Annotated in this window: 16 protein-coding genes and 1 pseudogene; 9 read left to right on the top strand and 8 right to left on the bottom strand. The window is 40.6% G+C overall.

The features are described from left to right. The first annotated feature begins 308 nt into the window (after nucleotides 1-308). Nucleotides 309-1,172, top strand: a complete 864-nt coding sequence (locus tag NMM26_RS01150; protein ID WP_001268143.1) for a helix-turn-helix transcriptional regulator — start codon at nucleotides 309-311, stop codon at nucleotides 1,170-1,172. 50 nt (nucleotides 1,173-1,222) lie between these two features. On the opposite strand, the gene NMM26_RS01145 is transcribed toward NMM26_RS01150, so the two are convergent. Then, on the bottom strand, nucleotides 1,223-1,873 hold the full coding sequence (locus NMM26_RS01145; RefSeq protein ID WP_000843469.1) for a LysM domain-containing protein: 651 nt from the start codon (nucleotides 1,871-1,873) through the stop codon (nucleotides 1,223-1,225). Between the two features lie 239 nt (nucleotides 1,874-2,112). Here NMM26_RS01145 and sdaAB point away from each other — a divergent pair, with 239 nt between their 5' ends. Genes sdaAB through NMM26_RS01130 form a run of 3 tightly spaced genes read left to right on the top strand, consistent with a single transcriptional unit; the run spans nucleotide 2,113 to nucleotide 4,319 of the window. Beyond that, a complete protein-coding gene (gene sdaAB / locus NMM26_RS01140) occupies nucleotides 2,113-2,784 on the top strand; it encodes an L-serine ammonia-lyase, iron-sulfur-dependent subunit beta (protein ID WP_000838912.1) in 672 nt (223 codons plus the stop codon). 8 nt (nucleotides 2,785-2,792) lie between these two features. Then, nucleotides 2,793-3,665: an L-serine ammonia-lyase, iron-sulfur-dependent, subunit alpha gene (gene sdaAA, locus NMM26_RS01135; protein WP_000500041.1), complete on the top strand. Its 873-nt coding sequence runs from the start codon at nucleotides 2,793-2,795 to the stop codon at nucleotides 3,663-3,665. A 21-nt stretch (nucleotides 3,666-3,686) separates the two neighbouring features. Next, entirely contained in the window at nucleotides 3,687-4,319 is a 633-nt protein-coding gene (locus NMM26_RS01130; RefSeq protein WP_000200878.1) for an HAD-IA family hydrolase, read from the top strand. Nucleotides 4,320-4,535: 216 nt separating this feature from the next. Here the strand turns inward: NMM26_RS01130 and NMM26_RS01125 are convergent, their stop codons facing one another. Both NMM26_RS01125 and NMM26_RS01120 read right to left on the bottom strand, forming a co-directional pair. After that, nucleotides 4,536-6,386: a nucleoside-diphosphate sugar epimerase/dehydratase gene (locus tag NMM26_RS01125; RefSeq protein WP_001035715.1), complete on the bottom strand. Its 1,851-nt coding sequence runs from the start codon at nucleotides 6,384-6,386 to the stop codon at nucleotides 4,536-4,538. A gap of 84 nt (nucleotides 6,387-6,470) precedes the next feature. Continuing rightward, nucleotides 6,471-7,301 carry a glycosyltransferase gene (locus tag NMM26_RS01120; protein ID WP_254753616.1) on the bottom strand — a complete coding sequence of 277 codons (831 nt, stop codon included), beginning with the start codon at nucleotides 7,299-7,301 and terminating at the stop codon, nucleotides 6,471-6,473. Nucleotides 7,302-7,455: 154 nt separating this feature from the next. On the opposite strand from NMM26_RS01120, the gene NMM26_RS01115 reads away from it, so the two are divergent. The 5 genes from NMM26_RS01115 to NMM26_RS01095 all read left to right on the top strand — a co-directional run bounded on the left by NMM26_RS01115 (nucleotide 7,456) and on the right by NMM26_RS01095 (nucleotide 11,698). Beyond that, a complete protein-coding gene (locus NMM26_RS01115; protein ID WP_254753615.1) occupies nucleotides 7,456-8,622 on the top strand; it encodes an MFS transporter in 1,167 nt (388 codons plus the stop codon). Between the two features lie 138 nt (nucleotides 8,623-8,760). Next, nucleotides 8,761-9,087, top strand: a complete 327-nt coding sequence (locus tag NMM26_RS01110) for a PadR family transcriptional regulator (protein ID WP_000273859.1) — start codon at nucleotides 8,761-8,763, stop codon at nucleotides 9,085-9,087. Next, nucleotides 9,074-9,667 (top strand): DUF1700 domain-containing protein, encoded by a 594-nt coding sequence (locus NMM26_RS01105; RefSeq protein WP_000198683.1) that lies wholly within the window; start codon nucleotides 9,074-9,076, stop codon nucleotides 9,665-9,667. Before NMM26_RS01110 ends, NMM26_RS01105 begins: the two co-directional genes overlap by 14 nt. Beyond that, on the top strand, nucleotides 9,660-10,571 hold the full coding sequence (locus NMM26_RS01100; RefSeq protein WP_000549765.1) for a DUF4097 domain-containing protein: 912 nt from the start codon (nucleotides 9,660-9,662) through the stop codon (nucleotides 10,569-10,571). The genes NMM26_RS01105 and NMM26_RS01100 overlap by 8 nt, the downstream gene beginning before the upstream one ends. A gap of 62 nt (nucleotides 10,572-10,633) precedes the next feature. Continuing rightward, the gene (locus NMM26_RS01095) at nucleotides 10,634-11,698 is read left to right on the top strand and encodes a DUF6574 domain-containing protein (RefSeq protein ID WP_000808427.1); all 1,065 of its coding nucleotides are present in this window, start codon (nucleotides 10,634-10,636) and stop codon (nucleotides 11,696-11,698) included. A 224-nt stretch (nucleotides 11,699-11,922) separates the two neighbouring features. On the opposite strand, the gene NMM26_RS01090 is transcribed toward NMM26_RS01095, so the two are convergent. The 5 genes and pseudogenes from NMM26_RS01090 to NMM26_RS01070 all read right to left on the bottom strand — a co-directional run bounded on the left by NMM26_RS01090 (nucleotide 11,923) and on the right by NMM26_RS01070 (nucleotide 16,784). Continuing rightward, the gene (locus tag NMM26_RS01090; RefSeq protein WP_001062550.1) at nucleotides 11,923-12,783 is read right to left on the bottom strand and encodes a DUF4299 family protein; all 861 of its coding nucleotides are present in this window, start codon (nucleotides 12,781-12,783) and stop codon (nucleotides 11,923-11,925) included. 121 nt (nucleotides 12,784-12,904) lie between these two features. Continuing rightward, on the bottom strand, nucleotides 12,905-13,891 hold the full coding sequence (locus tag NMM26_RS01085; protein ID WP_001030035.1) for a rhodanese-related sulfurtransferase: 987 nt from the start codon (nucleotides 13,889-13,891) through the stop codon (nucleotides 12,905-12,907). Between the two features lie 131 nt (nucleotides 13,892-14,022). Next, nucleotides 14,023-14,319, bottom strand: coding sequence for a bacteriocin immunity protein (locus NMM26_RS01080; protein WP_000188105.1), 297 nt, complete (start codon nucleotides 14,317-14,319; stop codon nucleotides 14,023-14,025). 56 nt (nucleotides 14,320-14,375) lie between these two features. Further along, nucleotides 14,376-15,064 (bottom strand): annotated as a pseudogene (locus tag NMM26_RS01075) (lysostaphin resistance A-like protein). Between the two features lie 235 nt (nucleotides 15,065-15,299). Then, nucleotides 15,300-16,784 carry an ABC transporter substrate-binding protein gene (locus tag NMM26_RS01070; protein WP_000800391.1) on the bottom strand — a complete coding sequence of 495 codons (1,485 nt, stop codon included), beginning with the start codon at nucleotides 16,782-16,784 and terminating at the stop codon, nucleotides 15,300-15,302. Nucleotides 16,785-16,858 lie beyond the last annotated feature (74 nt).

Here is a 16,858-nt window from a genome sequence, read left to right as displayed (position 1 = left end):
ATTCACGACTCTACCTAAAGCAGAGTCCTATTTATTTTGAAAATAGTTCCATAACAACTTTAAATAAGATGGGTGTCATTAAAATTAGGATAATTCCTATCACAAATATCATGACTACTCGAAAAAGTTCCTTATTTTTAAACATTTTTCCACCCCTTTTCTAGCTACATCATTATAGTCATTAAGCTCATTCTAAAATTACATCAAGCTTATTTTACTTTTATTTTCTACTTTTTATATTACTATGATACAATATTTTTAATAGGATTTTATTGTTTGTTAATTTTTTTCACTAAAAGGAGAAAATCATGCGTTATGATTTTGGAAAGGTCTATAAAGAAATACGTGAGTCAAAAGGATTAACCCAAGAAGAGGTCTGCGGAGATGTCCTATCAAGAACCAGCCTATCAAAGATTGAAAGTGGTAAGGCAACTCCTAAATATGAAAATATGGATTTTCTTCTTCGGCAAATGAATATGAGTTTTGAAGAATTTGACTACATCTGCCATCTCTATCAGCCGAGCCAACGGACAGAAATCATGCAAACTTATCTCAATATGAATTCCATCATTGGTGGCAGTGGTCTAGTTCATTTTTTTGAAACATGCCAAAACTATCTCAAGACCCATCACGACCTGCCTATAGAAGAAATCAGGGATATGCTGGAAGTTGTCATTCATATTCGCCAACATGGTACAGAGCAACTGTCAGACCAAGTGAAACAGACTATCAAAAAACTTTGGGAAAAAATTGAAAAACAAGATACATGGTATGAAAGCGACCTAAAAATCCTCAATACCATCCTTTTCAACTTTCCCATTGAACACCTCCATCTCATCACTGAAAAAATCTTGCAACGCTTAGAAGACTATAAAAACTATCAACATTTATATGACTTGCGAATGACAATCCTACTCAACATTTCCACCATTTACTTATACCATCAAGACAAAAACATGTGTCAACAAATCTGCTATACTTTACTAGAGGATGCCAAGAATAAGAAAAGCTACGATATGCTTGCTATCTGCTATGTCCGTATTGGGATTTGTAGGGATGATGCCAAACTTATCCAAAAAGGATTCTCCCTTCTAGAGCTGACCGATGAAACTTCCATTCTAGCCTTTCTCAAAAAAGAAGTGGAGATCTATTATCAACCGAAAGAAATATAAAAAGTCGAGGGATTTCCTCGACTTTTTCAAATTATTCTGTTCGTTATTTCTTAATACCAGCCGTTGTTAAGCCAGAAGTTTTTAGCAGCTGACCATGAACCGTAACGTCCTGCAACGTAAGCATCTGCTACACGTTCTTGGTTTTCAGCTGAGTAGTCACCGTTCAAGTATGAATCTGTCAATTGGTAACGTCCAATGTATTGGCCGTTTGTAGCTGTATAGCTACCACCTGATTCTTTTTGTGCAATCCATTCTTTAGCTTCTGCTTCAGATCCACTTACAGTTGCAGCTGGTGCTGAAGTTTCTGCTGCAGCAACAGTTTCTTCTGCTACAGGAGCGCTTGCAGCTGGTGCTGCTTCTTCTACTACTTCTGTAGTTTCTGCTACTGGAGCTGAAACAGTTTCATCTTGAGCTGCTGGTGCCGCATAAGTAGCTGGCGCTGGTGTTGCAGCAGGCGCTACAGGGCCATCGATAACCAACTCTTGACCAACATAAATCAAATGAACGTTGTCGATGTGGTTGTTTTCTGCCAATTTCTCAACAGTTGTGTTGTGAGTTTCAGCGATTTCTGAAAGTGTATCACCTTCTTTAACAGTGTAAGTTGATGATTCTTGAGCAGATACAAATGATGGAGCAAATACTGCAAACAAGGCAGCTACTCCTGCAAGAGTTGTTTTAATCTTTTTAGTTGTTGATTTCATATTTGAAAATTCTCCTTCTTTCTATAGTTCTATCATACCCTTTAAATATTACCGTTTCTTGACACTTTTATGTAGAAATATTACAAAATTATTTTTTATTTCTCTAAATAAGCCATTTTTTGTTACAAAAGATGCTTTTTTATGCTATTTGTAGTGTAAAAAGGTTTTCATCCACAATTAAAGCCAAGACCTTCATTCTTTGATATAATAGAGATAAGAATTTTTATAAGGGGAAACTGATGAAATCACTTCGTTTTCAATCTGTCTTTGATATCATCGGACCAGTTATGATTGGCCCATCTAGTAGCCATACAGCTGGTGCTGTTCGTATTGGGAAGATTGTCTCTTCCATTTTTGATGATACTCCGACAGAAGTCGAATTCCAACTATTTAACTCATTTGCCAAGACCTATCGTGGTCACGGAACAGACCTAGCCCTTGTTGCAGGTATTTTGGGCATGGATACAGATGATCCTGAAATCCCAAACAGCCTGGAAATTGCCCACAAGCGTGGCATCAAGATTGTCTGGACCATTCAGAAAGACAGCAATGCCCCTCACCCAAACACCACTAAAATTACCGTCAAAAATGCTCATAAGACCATTAGCGTGACTGGTATTTCTATCGGGGGAGGAAATATTCAGGTAACTGAACTCAATGGCTTTGCCGTCTCTCTCAATATGAATACACCGACTATCATCATTGTTCATCAAGATATTCCAGGTATGATTGCCCTCGTAACAGAGGCCCTTTCCCGCTATGGTATCAATATCGCTCAGATGAATGTTACTCGTGAAAAAGCTGGTGAAAAAGCTATTATGATTATCGAAGTTGACAGTCGCAACTGTGATGAGGCCATCGAAGAAATTCGAAAAATCCCTCATCTCCACAATGTCAATTTCTTTAAATAGGAGGAAGCATGTTTTATTCTATCAAAGAATTGGTCGAGCAAGCAGATCTGGACTTTCAAGGAAATGTCGCAGAACTCATGATTACAACAGAGTTTGAATTGACCGGTCGCGAACGTGAAGAAGTCTTCCTTCTCATGGAACGCAATCTGGAAGTCATGAAAGCCTCTGTCCAACTTGGTCTCAATGAAAATAAATCTCGTAGTGGCCTGACAGGTGGAGATGCTGCCAAATTGGATCACTACATTAAAAACGGAAAAACTCTGTCAGATTACACGATTCTCTCTGCTGCCCGAAATGCCATTGCAGTCAATGAACACAATGCCAAAATGGGCTTGGTTTGTGCCACTCCAACCGCTGGAAGTGCTGGCTGTCTGCCTTCCGTTCTCACTGCTGCTATTGAAAAATTAGACCTCAGCCACGAGCAACAGCTGGATTTTCTCTTTGCTGCCGGTGCCTTTGGACTAGTCATCGCAAACAATGCCTCTATCTCAGGTGCTGAAGGTGGCTGTCAGGCCGAGGTTGGTTCGGCCTCTGCTATGAGTGCTGCAGCCTTGACTCTAGCTGCCGGTGGAACACCTTATCAGGCCAGTCAGGCCATTGCCTTTGTCATTAAAAATATGCTAGGCCTCATCTGTGACCCTGTTGCCGGCTTGGTTGAAGTTCCCTGTGTTAAACGTAATGCCATGGGAGCTAGCTTTGCCTTCATCGCAGCAGACATGGCCCTGGCAGGTATCGAATCTAAAATTCCTGTGGATGAAGTTATCGATGCCATGTACCAAGTAGGAGCAAGCATGCCAACTGCCTTTCGTGAAACAGCTGAAGGTGGACTCGCTGCCACCCCTACTGGTCGTCGCCTCCAAAAAGAAATTTTCGGAGAATAACTTATCAAAATAGGAGAAACCATGACCTCTATCACAGCTATCTTTTTCGATCTGGATGGAACCCTCGTTGACAGTTCTATCGGGATTCACAATGCCTTTACCCATACCTTTAAGGAGTTGGGGGTACCTAGCCCTGATGCCAAAACTATTCGTGGTTTTATGGGACCGCCCCTCGAAAGTAGTTTTGCGACCTGCCTTCCCAAAGACCAAATTTCTGAGGCTGTCCAGATATACCGTTCTTACTATAAGGAGAAAGGCATCCATGAAGCTCAACTCTTTCCTCAGATTGTAGACTTGCTTGAGAAGTTATCGAGCAATTACCCTCTTTATATCACCACTACAAAGAATACTCCAACCGCTCAAGACATGACTAAAAACTTGGAAATCTATCATTTCTTTGATAGCATTTATGGTTCCAGCCCTAAAGCACCCCATAAGGCAGATGTCATTCGCCAAGCCTTGCAGGCACATCAACTAGCACCGGAACAAGCCATCATCATCGGAGATACCAAGTTTGATATGATGGGAGCTCAAGAAACAGGCATTCAGAAATTGGCCGTCACTTGGGGATTTGGAGAGCAAGCAGACTTGCTAAACTATCATCCTGATTTTATCGCTCACAAACCCATAGAAGTTTTGGAGTATTTTCAATAATATAACGGAGACTGGGCAAATACTCAATTTCATACTCTTCGAACCACGTTAGTTTTCTCTGTAACCTCAACGCTGTGCTTTGAGTAACCTTCGGCTAGCCTCCTAGTTTGCTCTTTGATTTTTATTGAGTATCAGAATAAAATGAAGCAAGTTTACACATAACAAAACGCATATTACCAAGGTTTTTCAAGACCTGATAATATGCGTTTTTCTTTTTTATTCAACGTGGGTAGTTTGATTGGCAAAGGCGATAATAGCTTGCTTCAACTCATCTCCACTAAGAGTGCGGAACTCTTCAATTTTTTGATCGATGGCTTCTAGAGGCATGACATTAACCTTACCAACGAAAATCTTATCCATAACCTGGTTATCAACCAATTCGGTCGAAACCAAGAGTTCTTCGTAAAGTTTTTCGCCTGGGCGGATTCCAACTTCAACAATTGGAATTTCGCTTTCGGTGTGTCCACTTAGAAGGACCATTTTCTTGGCCAAGTCATAAATCTTGACTGGTTTGCCCATATCAAGGATAAAGACTTCTCCATCCTTGGCATAGGCACCAGCATGGATAACCAAACGGCTAGCTTCTGGAATAGTCATAAAGTAACGGGTCATGCGGAAGTCTGTCACCGTTACAGGACCACCTTCAGCAATCTGACGTTCAAAGACTGGAATCACACTACCACGGCTACCAAGTACATTCCCAAAACGAACTGCACAGTAGGTTGATTGGCTACGTTGGTTAAAGCCAGTGACAATCAACTCAGCCACGCGCTTGGTTGCTCCCATAACATTTGGTGGATTAACCGCCTTATCTGTCGAAATCATAACCATCTTAGGTACTTTAGCTTCATCAACAGCCTTAGCAACATTGTAGGTTCCACGGATATTGTTTTTGAAGGCTTCTTTTGGATTGCGCTCCATCATAGGAACGTGCTTGTGGGCTGCCGCATGATAAACAATAGCTGGCTTGTACTTTTCAAAGACTTGCAAGAGACGATCATAGTCTTGAATGTCCGCAATCACAGGAACATAATCAATCCCTTGGAACTTACGAATCAATTCATGATAAACAAGGTAAATTGAGTTTTCCCCATGACCGAGCAAGACGATGCGTTCAGGATTGAAGCGACTAACTTGGCGACAGATTTCAGAACCTATTGAGCCACCAGCACCTGTAACCAAGATGGTCTTACCTGTCAGTTCTGCGCCCAGACGCGATTCGTCAAGACGAATTTCCTGACGACCCAAAAGGTCCGTAATATCAATTTTTTGGAAGCCAGTACCTGCTTGGTGAAGTCCTTGAACAACCGTTTCAACCTTAGGCATCTTGTAACATTTGACACCCAGCTTATTACACATCTGCAAGATACGTTCATATTCTGACGGGTCAAGCGACGGAATCGCAACGATAACACGCTCGATTTGATGGCGTTTAGCTAATTCAGGCAGTTCCTCATATGAACCCAAAACAGGGATTCCACCAAGTTTTTGACCCTTTTTCTTAGAATCCTTGTCCAAAATACCGACAAGTTCTAATTCACTGGTTGGATGTTGGTAACTATCCATAAAGAGAGCTCCACCATCACCGGCACCAATCAAGAAGGTCCGACGGTGTTCTCCATCACCACTTCCCTTTTTGCGTTTTGAGTAGATTAACTGCCAAGTAATCCGTGGTAATAAAATCAAGAAAGTACTCAACAAGATAAAGAGCACGATAAAACGGATAGAGAAGAGAGGCAAGAAGGCATAGCAGATACTATATGACAAGATACTGCTAGCAGTCACACCAAAAAAGATTTTCATGAAATCCGTAATCTTGCTGTAACGACTAATACTAGCGTTCAACCCCCAAAATCCAATCATCAATTGATAGAACAGGAAGGCCAAACTCGTATAGATGATGTAGTCAACAGGTGCTGGATTAATCAATCCGTAGAATAAAATATAAGATACAATGATAGAGACCACCATACTCAAAATATCAAATATTCCCCAGAAAACCTGTTTTTGTTGTTTATTTAAAATTTCCACCAAATCAATCACATAATCTGTGAGTTTTTTATTCATCGAAATTTACTCCTCCTTAAAAGAGCCAAATAGTTATATTGTTATTATAACACTTTTTCTTAAATTTACGTTTACTACAATCTTTTAATTGCTTTTTCGTAACAGTTTCATAAAAATAAACTGTCGGACAAATCCTGGACAAAGGGCAACAACCATCTGAATCGCAACACTCTTGGCGTACTCCATGTAAGAAATTTGTCCTCGCTTCAGCATACGCTGACGAGCTTGACGATAGAGTTTGAAGTAACGCAGTCCCCCACGACGCTCAAACATCCCTGCTCCGACACGAACCTTACACAAGATTTGATCCAGATTTCCAGTCTTAGCTCCTGCAGCAATCATATTGAGCCAGAGGAGATCATCCTCCATATAAAGCCCATCTTCATAATTGCCTGCCTTGAGAACCATTTCCTTCTTGAACATGACAGTCATGTGGTTAAAAGCACTTCTCATCCTTTGATAAGCCACAATATCTGCATGTTGAGTCGGAACACGACGGTAAGAAACAATCTCATCAGGATTATCAATAAATTCTGCAATATGGCCACCTAATAGGTCAAGGTTGTCCTTCTCCATTAACTGAACCTGTTTCTCAAAACGGTCTGGAACAGCTATATCATCCGTATCCATACGGGCAATAATATCGTACTGACACTGTAAAACACCCTGTCGAAGAGCCAGACCCAAACCTTGATTCTGCTCAAGGGAATAGCGTTTCACTGGAATATCAGACTCAGCTTCAAGCTGGTCTAATACCTGATAGAGCTCAGGAGTCAAAGGCCCATCCTCAACCAGAACCAATTCGCTCGGTTTCAGGGTCTGATTTTGAACACTCTCAATAGCATCCTTTAAAAATGTCGGATTTTCCTTGATATAGACCGACATCAATACGCTGATTTTTTGCTTTTCAAGCACAGTTTTTCTCCAATATATAGATTTCCTTCCACTATTTTATCATAATTTTCAAGACTTTCCCATTTTTATCTTGAAAGCCAGAAACCTTACTTGACATTATAGGGAAAAAACCTTAAAATAAGCTGTTATTAAAATCAGCTAGAAGAGGTAATATATGAAAAAGCAATCACTCTTTTTTGTTCCAGGTATTATCCTGATTGGTGTTTCCTTGCGGACTCCTTTTACTGTTTTACCCATTATTTTGGGAGATATTTCGCAAGGTCTGGGGGTAGAAGTTAGTTCGCTTGGTGTCTTGACCAGCCTGCCTCTCCTCATGTTTACCCTCTTCTCACTCTTTTCTACCCGACTGGCTCAGAAAATTGGCTTGGAGCATCTCTTTACCTACAGCCTCTTCTTCTTAACCATTGGTTCTCTGATTCGACTAATCAATCTGCCCCTGCTCTATCTAGGAACCTTGATGGTTGGGGCAAGTATCGCAGTCATCAATGTTTTGCTTCCTAGTCTTATCCAAGCCAATCAACCAAAGAAGATTGGCTTTCTGACCACCTTATATGTAACGTCTATGGGGATTGCGACGGCTCTGGCCTCCTATCTAGCCGTGCCTATTACACAGGCCAGTTCTTGGAAAGGACTTATCATCCTCCTCACCCTGCTCTGTCTAGCAACTTTTTTGGTCTGGCTCCCAAATCACCGCTATAATCACAGATTGGCTCCACAAAGCAAACAAAAAAGCAAAGCAAAGATTATGCGTAATAAACAGGTCTGGGCAGTTATTGTCTTTGCAGGTTTTCAATCCTTGCTCTTTTACACTGCTATGACTTGGTTACCTACCATGGCCATCCATGCAGGCCTATCTAGTCACGAAGCTGGTTTGCTGACTTCTATCTTCTCGCTGATTAGCATTCCTTTTTCAATGACCATCCCAAGCCTGACAACCAGCTTATCAACTCGCAACCGTCAGCTCATGCTCACTCTGGTTTCACTGGCTGGCGTGGTCGGCATTTCCATGCTCTTTTTCCCGATCAATAATTTCATTTACTGGCTTGCCATCCATCTCCTCATCGGAACCGCAACCAGCGCCCTCTTCCCTTATCTCATGGTCAACTTTTCACTCAAGACAAGCGCCCCTGAAAAGACAGCCCAATTGTCCGGCTTATCTCAAACAGGAGGCTATATCCTAGCAGCCTTTGGGCCAACCCTCTTTGGTTACAGTTTTGACCTTTTCCACTCTTGGGTGCCAGCTGTAGCTGCCCTCTTACTCGTCGATATCATCATGACCGTGGCCCTCTTTACAGTAGACAGAGCTGATAAAATCCTTTAAACTTCTAGTTTTAGCTAGAAGTTTTTTATATATAAAAATTTTATACATTTCTCTTGACAGGGCTTTCATTTAGATGTACAATGTATGTGTAGAAAAATTATATATAAAAATCTTACACATTAGAAAAGGAGGTTCCCCATGTACTTTCCAACATCCTCTGCCTTGATTGAATTTCTCATCTTGGCCGTACTGGAGCAGGATGATTCTTATGGTTATGAGATTAGCCAAACCATTAAGCTGATCGCTAATATCAAAGAATCTACACTCTATCCCATTCTCAAAAAATTGGAGGGCAATAGCTTTCTGACAACCTATTCTAGAGAGTTCCAAGGTCGCATGCGCAAATACTACTCCTTGACAAATGGTGGTATAGAACAGCTCGTGACCCTAAAAGATGAATGGACACTCTATACAGACACCATCAATGGCATCATAGAAGGGAGTATCCGCCATGACAAGAACTGAATACCTGACTCAGCTAGAACTCTATCTCAAGAAACTACCTGAAGCTGACCGCATCGAAGCCATGGACTATTTCAGAGAACTCTTTGACGATGCTGGAGTCGAGGGAGAAGAAGAACTCATCGCTAGTTTGGGAACTCCTAAGGAAGCAGCTCACGAAGTCCTCTCTAATCTTCTCGACAAAAAAATCAATGAAGCGCCTGCTCAAAAAAATAACCGACAAATTTTGCATATCGCCTTGTTAGCTTTGCTTGCAGCCCCTATCGGCATTCCTCTGGGAATCGCCATCCTCGTGGCTCTGTTCGGAATCCTTGTGGCTGCTTTGACTGTCATTCTGGCTTTCTTTGCGGTTTCCATACTTGGTATCATAGGTGGATTCCTATTTTTAGTTGAAAGTTTTACTGTCTTAGCCCAAGCTAAATCAGCCTTTATCTTGATTTTCGGTTCTGGTTTACTGGCCATCGGTGCTTCGTCTCTGGTCTTACTAGGCATTTCCTATGTAGCTCGCTTCTTCGGTATACTCATTGTTCGCCTGGTGCAATTTGTTCTTAAAAAAGGAAAGAGAGGTGATCATCATGCATAAATGGACAAGAGGATTTCTCATTTTTGGTGTGGTGACTACTGTTATCGGCTTTATCCTGCTCTTTGTAGGCATCCAATCTGACGGGATCAAGAGCCTACTTGCCATGTCCAAGGAACCTGTCTATGATAGTCGGATGGAAGAGCTGACCTTTGGCAAGGAAGTCGAAAACCTAGAGATCACTCTCCACCAACACGCGCTCACCATCACAGACTCTTTGGATGATCAAATCCACATTTCTTACCATCCATCACTCTCTGCTCACCATGATCTTGTTACGAATCAAAACGACAAAACTCTAAGCCTAACAGATAAAAAACTGTCTGAAACTCCGTTTCTCTCTTCTGGAATTGGCGGGATTCTCCATATCGCAAGTAGCTACTCTAGTCGTTTTGGCGAAGTTATTCTCCGACTGCCAAAAGGGAGAACTCTAAAAGGGATCAACATCTCAGCCAATCGCAGACAAACCACCATCATAAATGCTAGCCTTGAAAATGCGACCCTCAATACAAACAGCTATCTCCTCCGAATTGAAGGAAGTCGTATCAAAAACAGTAAACTCACAACCCCTAATATCGTCAATATCTTTGATACAGACCTTACAGATAGTCAGCTAGAGTCAACAAAGAATCACTTCCACGCTGAGAATATCCAAGTTCACGGCAAGGTAGAATTAACTTCTAAAGACCATCTCTCAATCACTCTGACGCAAAAAGAAAGCCAACGAATTAACTGGGACATCTCAAGTAACTATGGTTCTATCTTCCAATTCACAAGAGAAGAGCCTAAATCAAGAGGTACGGAATTAAGCAACCCTTACAAAACTGAAAAAACCGAAGCCAAGGATCAACTCATTGCTAGAGCTGATAATGATATTGAGCTAATATCCATACCAAACAGACGTTGACAAAAGCGCTTACATTTGCTACTATGGAAGCATATTTATCTAACTAAAAAGGAGGTTCTACCATGAAACAAGAATGGTTTGAAAGTAATGATTTTGTAAAAACAACAAGCAAGAACAAGCCTGATGAACAGTCCCAAAATATTGCAGACAAGGCTGAAGAAAGGATAGCTGATCTCGATACGCCAATTGAAAAAAATACTCAAGTAGAGGAGGAAGTCTCTCAAGCTGAAGTTGAACTAAAAAGCCAGCAAGAAGAGAAAATTGAAACTCCTGAAGACAGTGAAGCGAGAACAGAAATAGAAGAAAAGAAAACATTAGATTCTACTGAAGAAGAGTCAGACCTTCCTAGTGAAACAGAAAAAGTCACTATAGCTGAAGAGAGTCAAGAAGCACTTCCTCAGCAAAAACCAACCACGAAAGAGCCCCTTCTTATCAGTCAATCCTTAGAAAGTCCCTATATCCCCGACCAAGCTCCAAAATCTACGGATAGATGGAAAGAGCAAGTACTTGATTTTTGGTCTTGGCTAGTAGAAGCAATCAAATCTCCTACAAGCATGCTTGAAACAAGTAGCACACACAGTTACACAGCCTTTCTCTTGCTCATTCTGTTTTCTGCATCTTCCTTTTTCTTTAGTATCTACCACATCAAACATGCTTACTATGGACATATAGCAACTATGAATAATCACTTCCCTGAACAATTTGCTTCATTAAATCTCTTTTCGATTATCTCTATCCTAGTAGCAACAACGCTCTTCTTCTTTTCATTCCTCTTGGGTAGTTTCGTCGTGAGACGATTTATCTACCAAGAAAAGGACTGGACGCTAGAAAAGGTTCTCCAACAATATAGTCAACTCTTGGCAATTCCAATCTTCCTCACTGCCATTGCTAGTTTCTTTGCCTTCTTTGATAGCCTGCGATTTACAGCCCTCTTGTGTGTGATTAGTGTTGGAATCATTCTGCTTGCTAGTCTCCATATCATTACAAGACCAAGTCAAGCAAGTGAAACCGACTCCTTCTATCAATTATTCTTGTCTGTCCTTGTGAACGGAGTCATTATCCTCCTCTTCTTTGTAGCTGAAGTGGCACTGATTGGAGATTATCTTCGTATCTTGGCCTTTCTTTAAACTTCATACTCTTCGAAAATCAAATTCAAACCACGTCAGCTTCGCCTTACCGTATGTATGGTTACTGACTTCGTCAGTTTCATCTACAACCTCAAAACAGTGTTTTGAGCAGCCTGCGGCTAGCTTCCTAGTTTGCTCTTTGATTTTCATTGAGTAGCAATCCTGTCTTTCATGGCAGGATTTTTTCTATGTCAAAAAAGCAAGTCGATTGACCTGCTTCTGCTTTACTTTTCTTGTGCTAATGCTTTAAAATCTTTGTCTAAGATGGGTTGAATTTCTAATTGATTGGCGTCTAGTTGGCGGTAAGATGCTGATGGTAATGACTCTAGGAATTTTGCATAGTCCAAGCGGGCAATGGCTTCATAGTCTTCTGGTTTAGAGCCGTCTCCTGTGATTTGAACCAAGTCAATCTCCCACTGCACTTCCTTATCCACCAATTGCTCAATATAGGCTGCAGGAACAAATGGTTCTCTCGGTAAAACGGTCTTGACGCCTTGAGCCAGATGGTAAACACCGTGCACTTGGCCTTCTCCATCCTGATAGAAGGAAACTCTTGCAAAGTAGGCATCTGTCTCTTGAACCGCACGTACACGCGCTTCAAACTGAGCCAAGCCATCTTCCCCTAAAAAGCTTTTCAAATCCTCATGACTAAAGAAAACAGGGTTAAAAATTCCTTGGCAAATCGTAAAGCGGGCTACAGTGTCTGCCAGATAGGCTTGAATACTTGCTTGGAAATAAGCTTCAAAATCAAAACCATCTAGCCCTTCAATCTCAGTTCCTGTATAAGCAAGCAAAGCATCTAAAAATGACTTGATAATCCGCCAGTCTGTCTTCGTGAGTAGATAAGGAAGATCGACACGATATGCCTTTTGATCATCAGCATAACTGACCTTAAAAAGAAATTGTGATTGCCCCACTATCGCACACTCGATATACTCGAGACGGTTAAGAGGCTGACGGAGATAGACGGCATCATAGCTATGTGACTCCAAGCCATCTACCAAGGCCAAGATAGACTTGGCAGTCAAAATTTCCTGTTCTCCTAAAATGCTCTGTTTATTTGGAATAAAAAATATTTTCGCCATAACTAAACTCCTTTGAAATCGTTTACATATAGTATACCTTATTTTCTTGAAAGATACAGAAACAAACTTTAGATTTTTGAGTAAAAAGCATAGAAAAACAGCCCCTGAGGACTGTTTGATCTTATACAGTAGCTGCTTGATCCAAGCTTTCACCGATAGCGGCTAGGCGCTCGACAACTTCAGCTTGTGTCAATTCATTTTCTGAAACATAGCGGTTACGTGGGTGAACACGGCACTCGTGTGAACATCCACGAAGGTATTTGTCTTCATTTTCTTCTGATGTCAAGATACGACGGTTACAGAATGGATTTCCACAGTTGACATAACGTTCACATGGTGTTCCATCAAACCAGTCTTTCCCTACGATAGTTGGGTTGACATGGTTAACATCTACGGCAATACGCTCGTCAAAGACGTACATTTTCCCATCCCAAAGTTCACCTTGGACTTCTGGGTCTTTACCGTAAGTTGCAATTCCTCCGTGCAATTGGCCTACATCTTTGTAGCCTTCACGGACCATCCAGCCTGAGAATTTCTCACAGCGAACGCCACCTGTACAGTAAACCACAACACGCTTGTCCATGAATTTTTCTTTGTTATCACGAACCCATTGTGGCAACTCACGGAAGTTGCGAATGTCCGGGCGGATAGCCCCACGGAAATGTCCTAGGTCGTACTCGTAATCGTTACGTGTGTCAAGGACAACTGTATCTTCGTCAAGAAGGGCTTCTTTGAACTCTTTTGGAGACAAGTAGGCACCTGTTGTTTCAAGTGGGTTGATGTCATTGTCAAAGTCATTGTCTTCCAAACCAAGGTGGACAATTTCTTTCTTGTAGCGAACAAACATCTTCTTGAAGGCTTGTTCATTTTCTTCGTCAATCTTGAACCACAGGTTTTCCATTCCTGGAAGGCTGTGAACGTAGTCCATGTATTTTTGAGTTGTTTCGTAGTCACCTGAAACTGTTCCATTAATTCCCTCGTCAGCGACTAGGATACGGCCTTTAAGGCCGATTGATTTACAGAAAGCCAAGTGGTCTGCAGCAAATTGCTCTGCATTTTCAATTGGAGTATAAAGGTAGTAAAGTAAGACACGAATATCTTTTGCCATAAGATTTGTTCTCTTTTCTATTCTTAAATTTTCAGAATTTTTCATCTAACTATACTAGTATACCTGCTTGAGAAAACGAATGCAATTTATTTGACTGGAAATTGTAGAAAGGGATTTATCCCTGCATTTCGTCAGTAGCCATAGCGAATAGCAGATAGTTCTCTCAATTTTTTGATCTGCCTAGCTTGATTTTCTGACAAAATCAACTTATTATCAATCAACACACGTGAGATGTCCACATTCATTTGACTCAAAATAAATGGAGTAGAGGTCCCATCGTCCTTTAATCGTTTTTTATAACTCACTAACAGATTTTTCAAGGGAACAAGTTGAGGCGTATCCTTTATGTCTTCTAGTAGATGATCTATGATAGTCATGGCTTCACAACGCCGTTCGCTTCCTCCTGCAAACCATTTTAATGGTGTCATTCTTATTTCCCTCCTTAAATTGAAAAGCTATCATTCCTAACTCTCGTACCAATATTTCACCCAAATACCCTGTGTAAAAAAGTCAGCAAAAATGGTAATGTCGCGAAAATATTATTAATCACATGCACCGCATAGGATGGATAAATGCTCTTGGTATAGCGGGTCAAACTAGCAAAGATGATGCCAGATGTTGCAAAGACGAAGATATCTAACAAACTAGGCAGGCTTGAAGAATGAGGAAGAGCAAATAAAATTGACGGAAGAAGCAAATCAAGGCAAAATCTCGAATGCTTAAAGAAGGCGTGTTGAAGTAATCCCCTATAAATCAACTCTTCCATAAGTGGAGTCAGAAAGAACAACGTTATATAGATACCTAGCTCAGCAAAGTTGGTCCCACTATAACCGATCAATACGGCCCAACCTTCAGCAGTTGACTGAACATGTTTAGCTGTCTGAACGTTAAAAGAGATCTGGAGCACTACCACTAATACTGTCAAAATCGAATACCAAAGCCATTTTTTCTCGGAATGCGAAAAAGATAGCCGTGCCCTGTCTTAACCAGAATCCAAATCATGACTCCACTAAATAGCAAACTCAAAAGATTTTGAATCCAGACGAAATTGCCAATCTGGGAAGAAAATTGCCAATAATTTTGGACGATAAGCGTTAGCTGAGAAAGGCCAAATACGAAAAATAAGTAAGACAAGACTGCACTTATTTTGAATAGAAGTTGATACTTTTTCATGTGAACCCTCCTTTGTAAACTTGGAACATCTCTAATATAAGCCATAATTTCCTAAATCCTTACTCTAAATCCTAAATGGTGCTTAAGATTTCCTGAATGGTTAAAATAAGGGAAATGAGAAACAGAAATATCTATGTCTTTATTTCAAAAAATCACTGCCTTCCCCAGACAAACCTGAGGAAAACAGTGATTTAATTTTTAGGAATTAGGAATGAATACACGAAATCAATTGATCTTATGATTTTTTGTTTTTCAAGAATTCATCGTATTGTTTTTGCATTTCGTTCAATACTTTATCGTAGGCACCTTCAGATTTCAATTTTTCCATCAATTCTGGAATAGCTTTATCTGGGTCTACAGTACCAGTGTTGATAGCTGTATCGAATTGTTGCATTGTGTTAGAGATCGCAGAGATTTCAGATTTCACATTGTCAGTGTTAAAGATGAATCCAAGAGCTGGAGATTCTTTAGCTTCTGCCAATTGTTTCTTAGAATCTTCGATTTGTTGGTCTGTAACGTTTTCGTTGATGTAAAGGATCCAGTTGTTACCAGTGTTCCATCCACCCATGTGAGTGTTTCCTTTGTAGCCATCAAGGACTTTAACACGGTTTTCTTTACCTGGAATTTTTTCCCAGTTCTTGCCTTCTGGACCATAAACAAGACCATTCAAGAGTTCTGGGTTAGTGTTCAAGAGGTTCAACACTTCCATTGATTTTTCTTTGTTCTTAGAGTTGTTTGAGATAACAAAGTTAGCAACTTGTGTTGTTTGGTTTTTCTTGATGAAGTTAGTGATTGGTTTGATTTGGATGTCTTTGTTTGCAACACGTGAAAGCAAGCTGTTACCGTAGTCAGCTGGTCCTACTGTTTCTTCACGAACGAACCAAGTATCTTGTTGAAGGTCAAATGAAGTATCGCTTGTTGCTACGTCTTTTGGAATGTATCCAGCTTCATAGAATTTGTGAAGAGTCTTCAAGTGTTCTTTAAAGCGAGGCACTTCGTAACGGTTTACGATCTTAGTAGTGTCCCCTTCAAGGTCGATAACGAATGGAAGTCCATTTGGAACTGGGTAGTCAAAGTTATCAGATGGGATAAAGTTCTTAGTAACCGCAAATGGCACTACATCTGGAGCTTTTTCTTTGATTTGTTTCAAGACTGGTTCAAGTGTTTCATATGAAGTGACACCTGAAATATCGATACCGTATTTAGCAAGAAGAGTTCCGTTGAAGGCGAAGTTTTGAGATGATGCAACGTTGGCTGCAACTGGAACTGCGTAAATTTTACCGTTAATGCTGTTACCTTTGATGTAAGCTGGGTCAAGTGCTTTATAAAGCTCTGCTCCTTCTTTCTTATACAAGTCAGTCAAGTCAGCATAGGCACCTTTTTGAGCATTTACAACATAGTTAGATGCAAAGGCGATATCGTAGTTTTCACCAGATGATGTGATAACTGACATTTTCTTATCATAGTCACCCCATCCAAGATATTGGATATCCAATTTAGCACCAACTTTTTCACCGATGATTTTGTTAGCATTTTCTAGCAATTCATCTAAGTTATCTGGTTTGTCACCGATTTGGTACATTTTGATAACAGTTTTTTCACCTGAAGCTGAGTCAGCAGCTTTTTTGCTGTTACCTGAAAGGTTTCCACAAGCAGCGAGACCAGCAGCCAAAGCGACTACGCTAGCAGATGCAAAAGCATATTTTTTCCAGTTTTTCATGACAAAAACTCCTTTTTTTATTTTTAAACTTATAAACAATGTAATGATCTTAACTTCACGCAAGGGAAGTTTGG

Source organism: Streptococcus sp. CF7_Ac1-8 (genome assembly GCF_024295435.1).
Taxonomy (GTDB): Bacteria; Bacillota; Bacilli; order Lactobacillales; family Streptococcaceae; genus Streptococcus; species Streptococcus mitis_AP.
Note: the sequence above shows the minus strand (reverse complement) of the source record. Positions and strands in the feature narration are given on the sequence as shown.

Excerpts from the sequence above, each read along its gene's own strand:
- NMM26_RS01095 (WP_000808427.1), top strand. The coding sequence starts at position 10,634 with ATGAAACAAGAATGGTTTGAAAGTAATGATTTTGTAAAAACAACAAGC.
- NMM26_RS01080 (WP_000188105.1), bottom strand. The coding sequence starts at position 14,319 with ATGACACCATTAAAATGGTTTGCAGGAGGAAGCGAACGGCGTTGTGAA.
- sdaAB (WP_000838912.1), top strand. The coding sequence starts at position 2,113 with ATGAAATCACTTCGTTTTCAATCTGTCTTTGATATCATCGGACCAGTT.
- NMM26_RS01125 (WP_001035715.1), bottom strand. The coding sequence starts at position 6,386 with ATGAATAAAAAACTCACAGATTATGTGATTGATTTGGTGGAAATTTTA.
- sdaAA (WP_000500041.1), top strand. The coding sequence starts at position 2,793 with ATGTTTTATTCTATCAAAGAATTGGTCGAGCAAGCAGATCTGGACTTT.
- NMM26_RS01090 (WP_001062550.1), bottom strand. The coding sequence starts at position 12,783 with ATGGCGAAAATATTTTTTATTCCAAATAAACAGAGCATTTTAGGAGAA.
- NMM26_RS01115 (WP_254753615.1), top strand. The coding sequence starts at position 7,456 with ATGAAAAAGCAATCACTCTTTTTTGTTCCAGGTATTATCCTGATTGGT.
- NMM26_RS01100 (WP_000549765.1), top strand. The coding sequence starts at position 9,660 with ATGCATAAATGGACAAGAGGATTTCTCATTTTTGGTGTGGTGACTACT.
- NMM26_RS01130 (WP_000200878.1), top strand. The coding sequence starts at position 3,687 with ATGACCTCTATCACAGCTATCTTTTTCGATCTGGATGGAACCCTCGTT.
- NMM26_RS01150 (WP_001268143.1), top strand. The coding sequence starts at position 309 with ATGCGTTATGATTTTGGAAAGGTCTATAAAGAAATACGTGAGTCAAAA.
- NMM26_RS01085 (WP_001030035.1), bottom strand. The coding sequence starts at position 13,891 with ATGGCAAAAGATATTCGTGTCTTACTTTACTACCTTTATACTCCAATT.
- NMM26_RS01145 (WP_000843469.1), bottom strand. The coding sequence starts at position 1,873 with ATGAAATCAACAACTAAAAAGATTAAAACAACTCTTGCAGGAGTAGCT.
- NMM26_RS01110 (WP_000273859.1), top strand. The coding sequence starts at position 8,761 with ATGTACTTTCCAACATCCTCTGCCTTGATTGAATTTCTCATCTTGGCC.
- NMM26_RS01105 (WP_000198683.1), top strand. The coding sequence starts at position 9,074 with ATGACAAGAACTGAATACCTGACTCAGCTAGAACTCTATCTCAAGAAA.
- NMM26_RS01070 (WP_000800391.1), bottom strand. The coding sequence starts at position 16,784 with ATGAAAAACTGGAAAAAATATGCTTTTGCATCTGCTAGCGTAGTCGCT.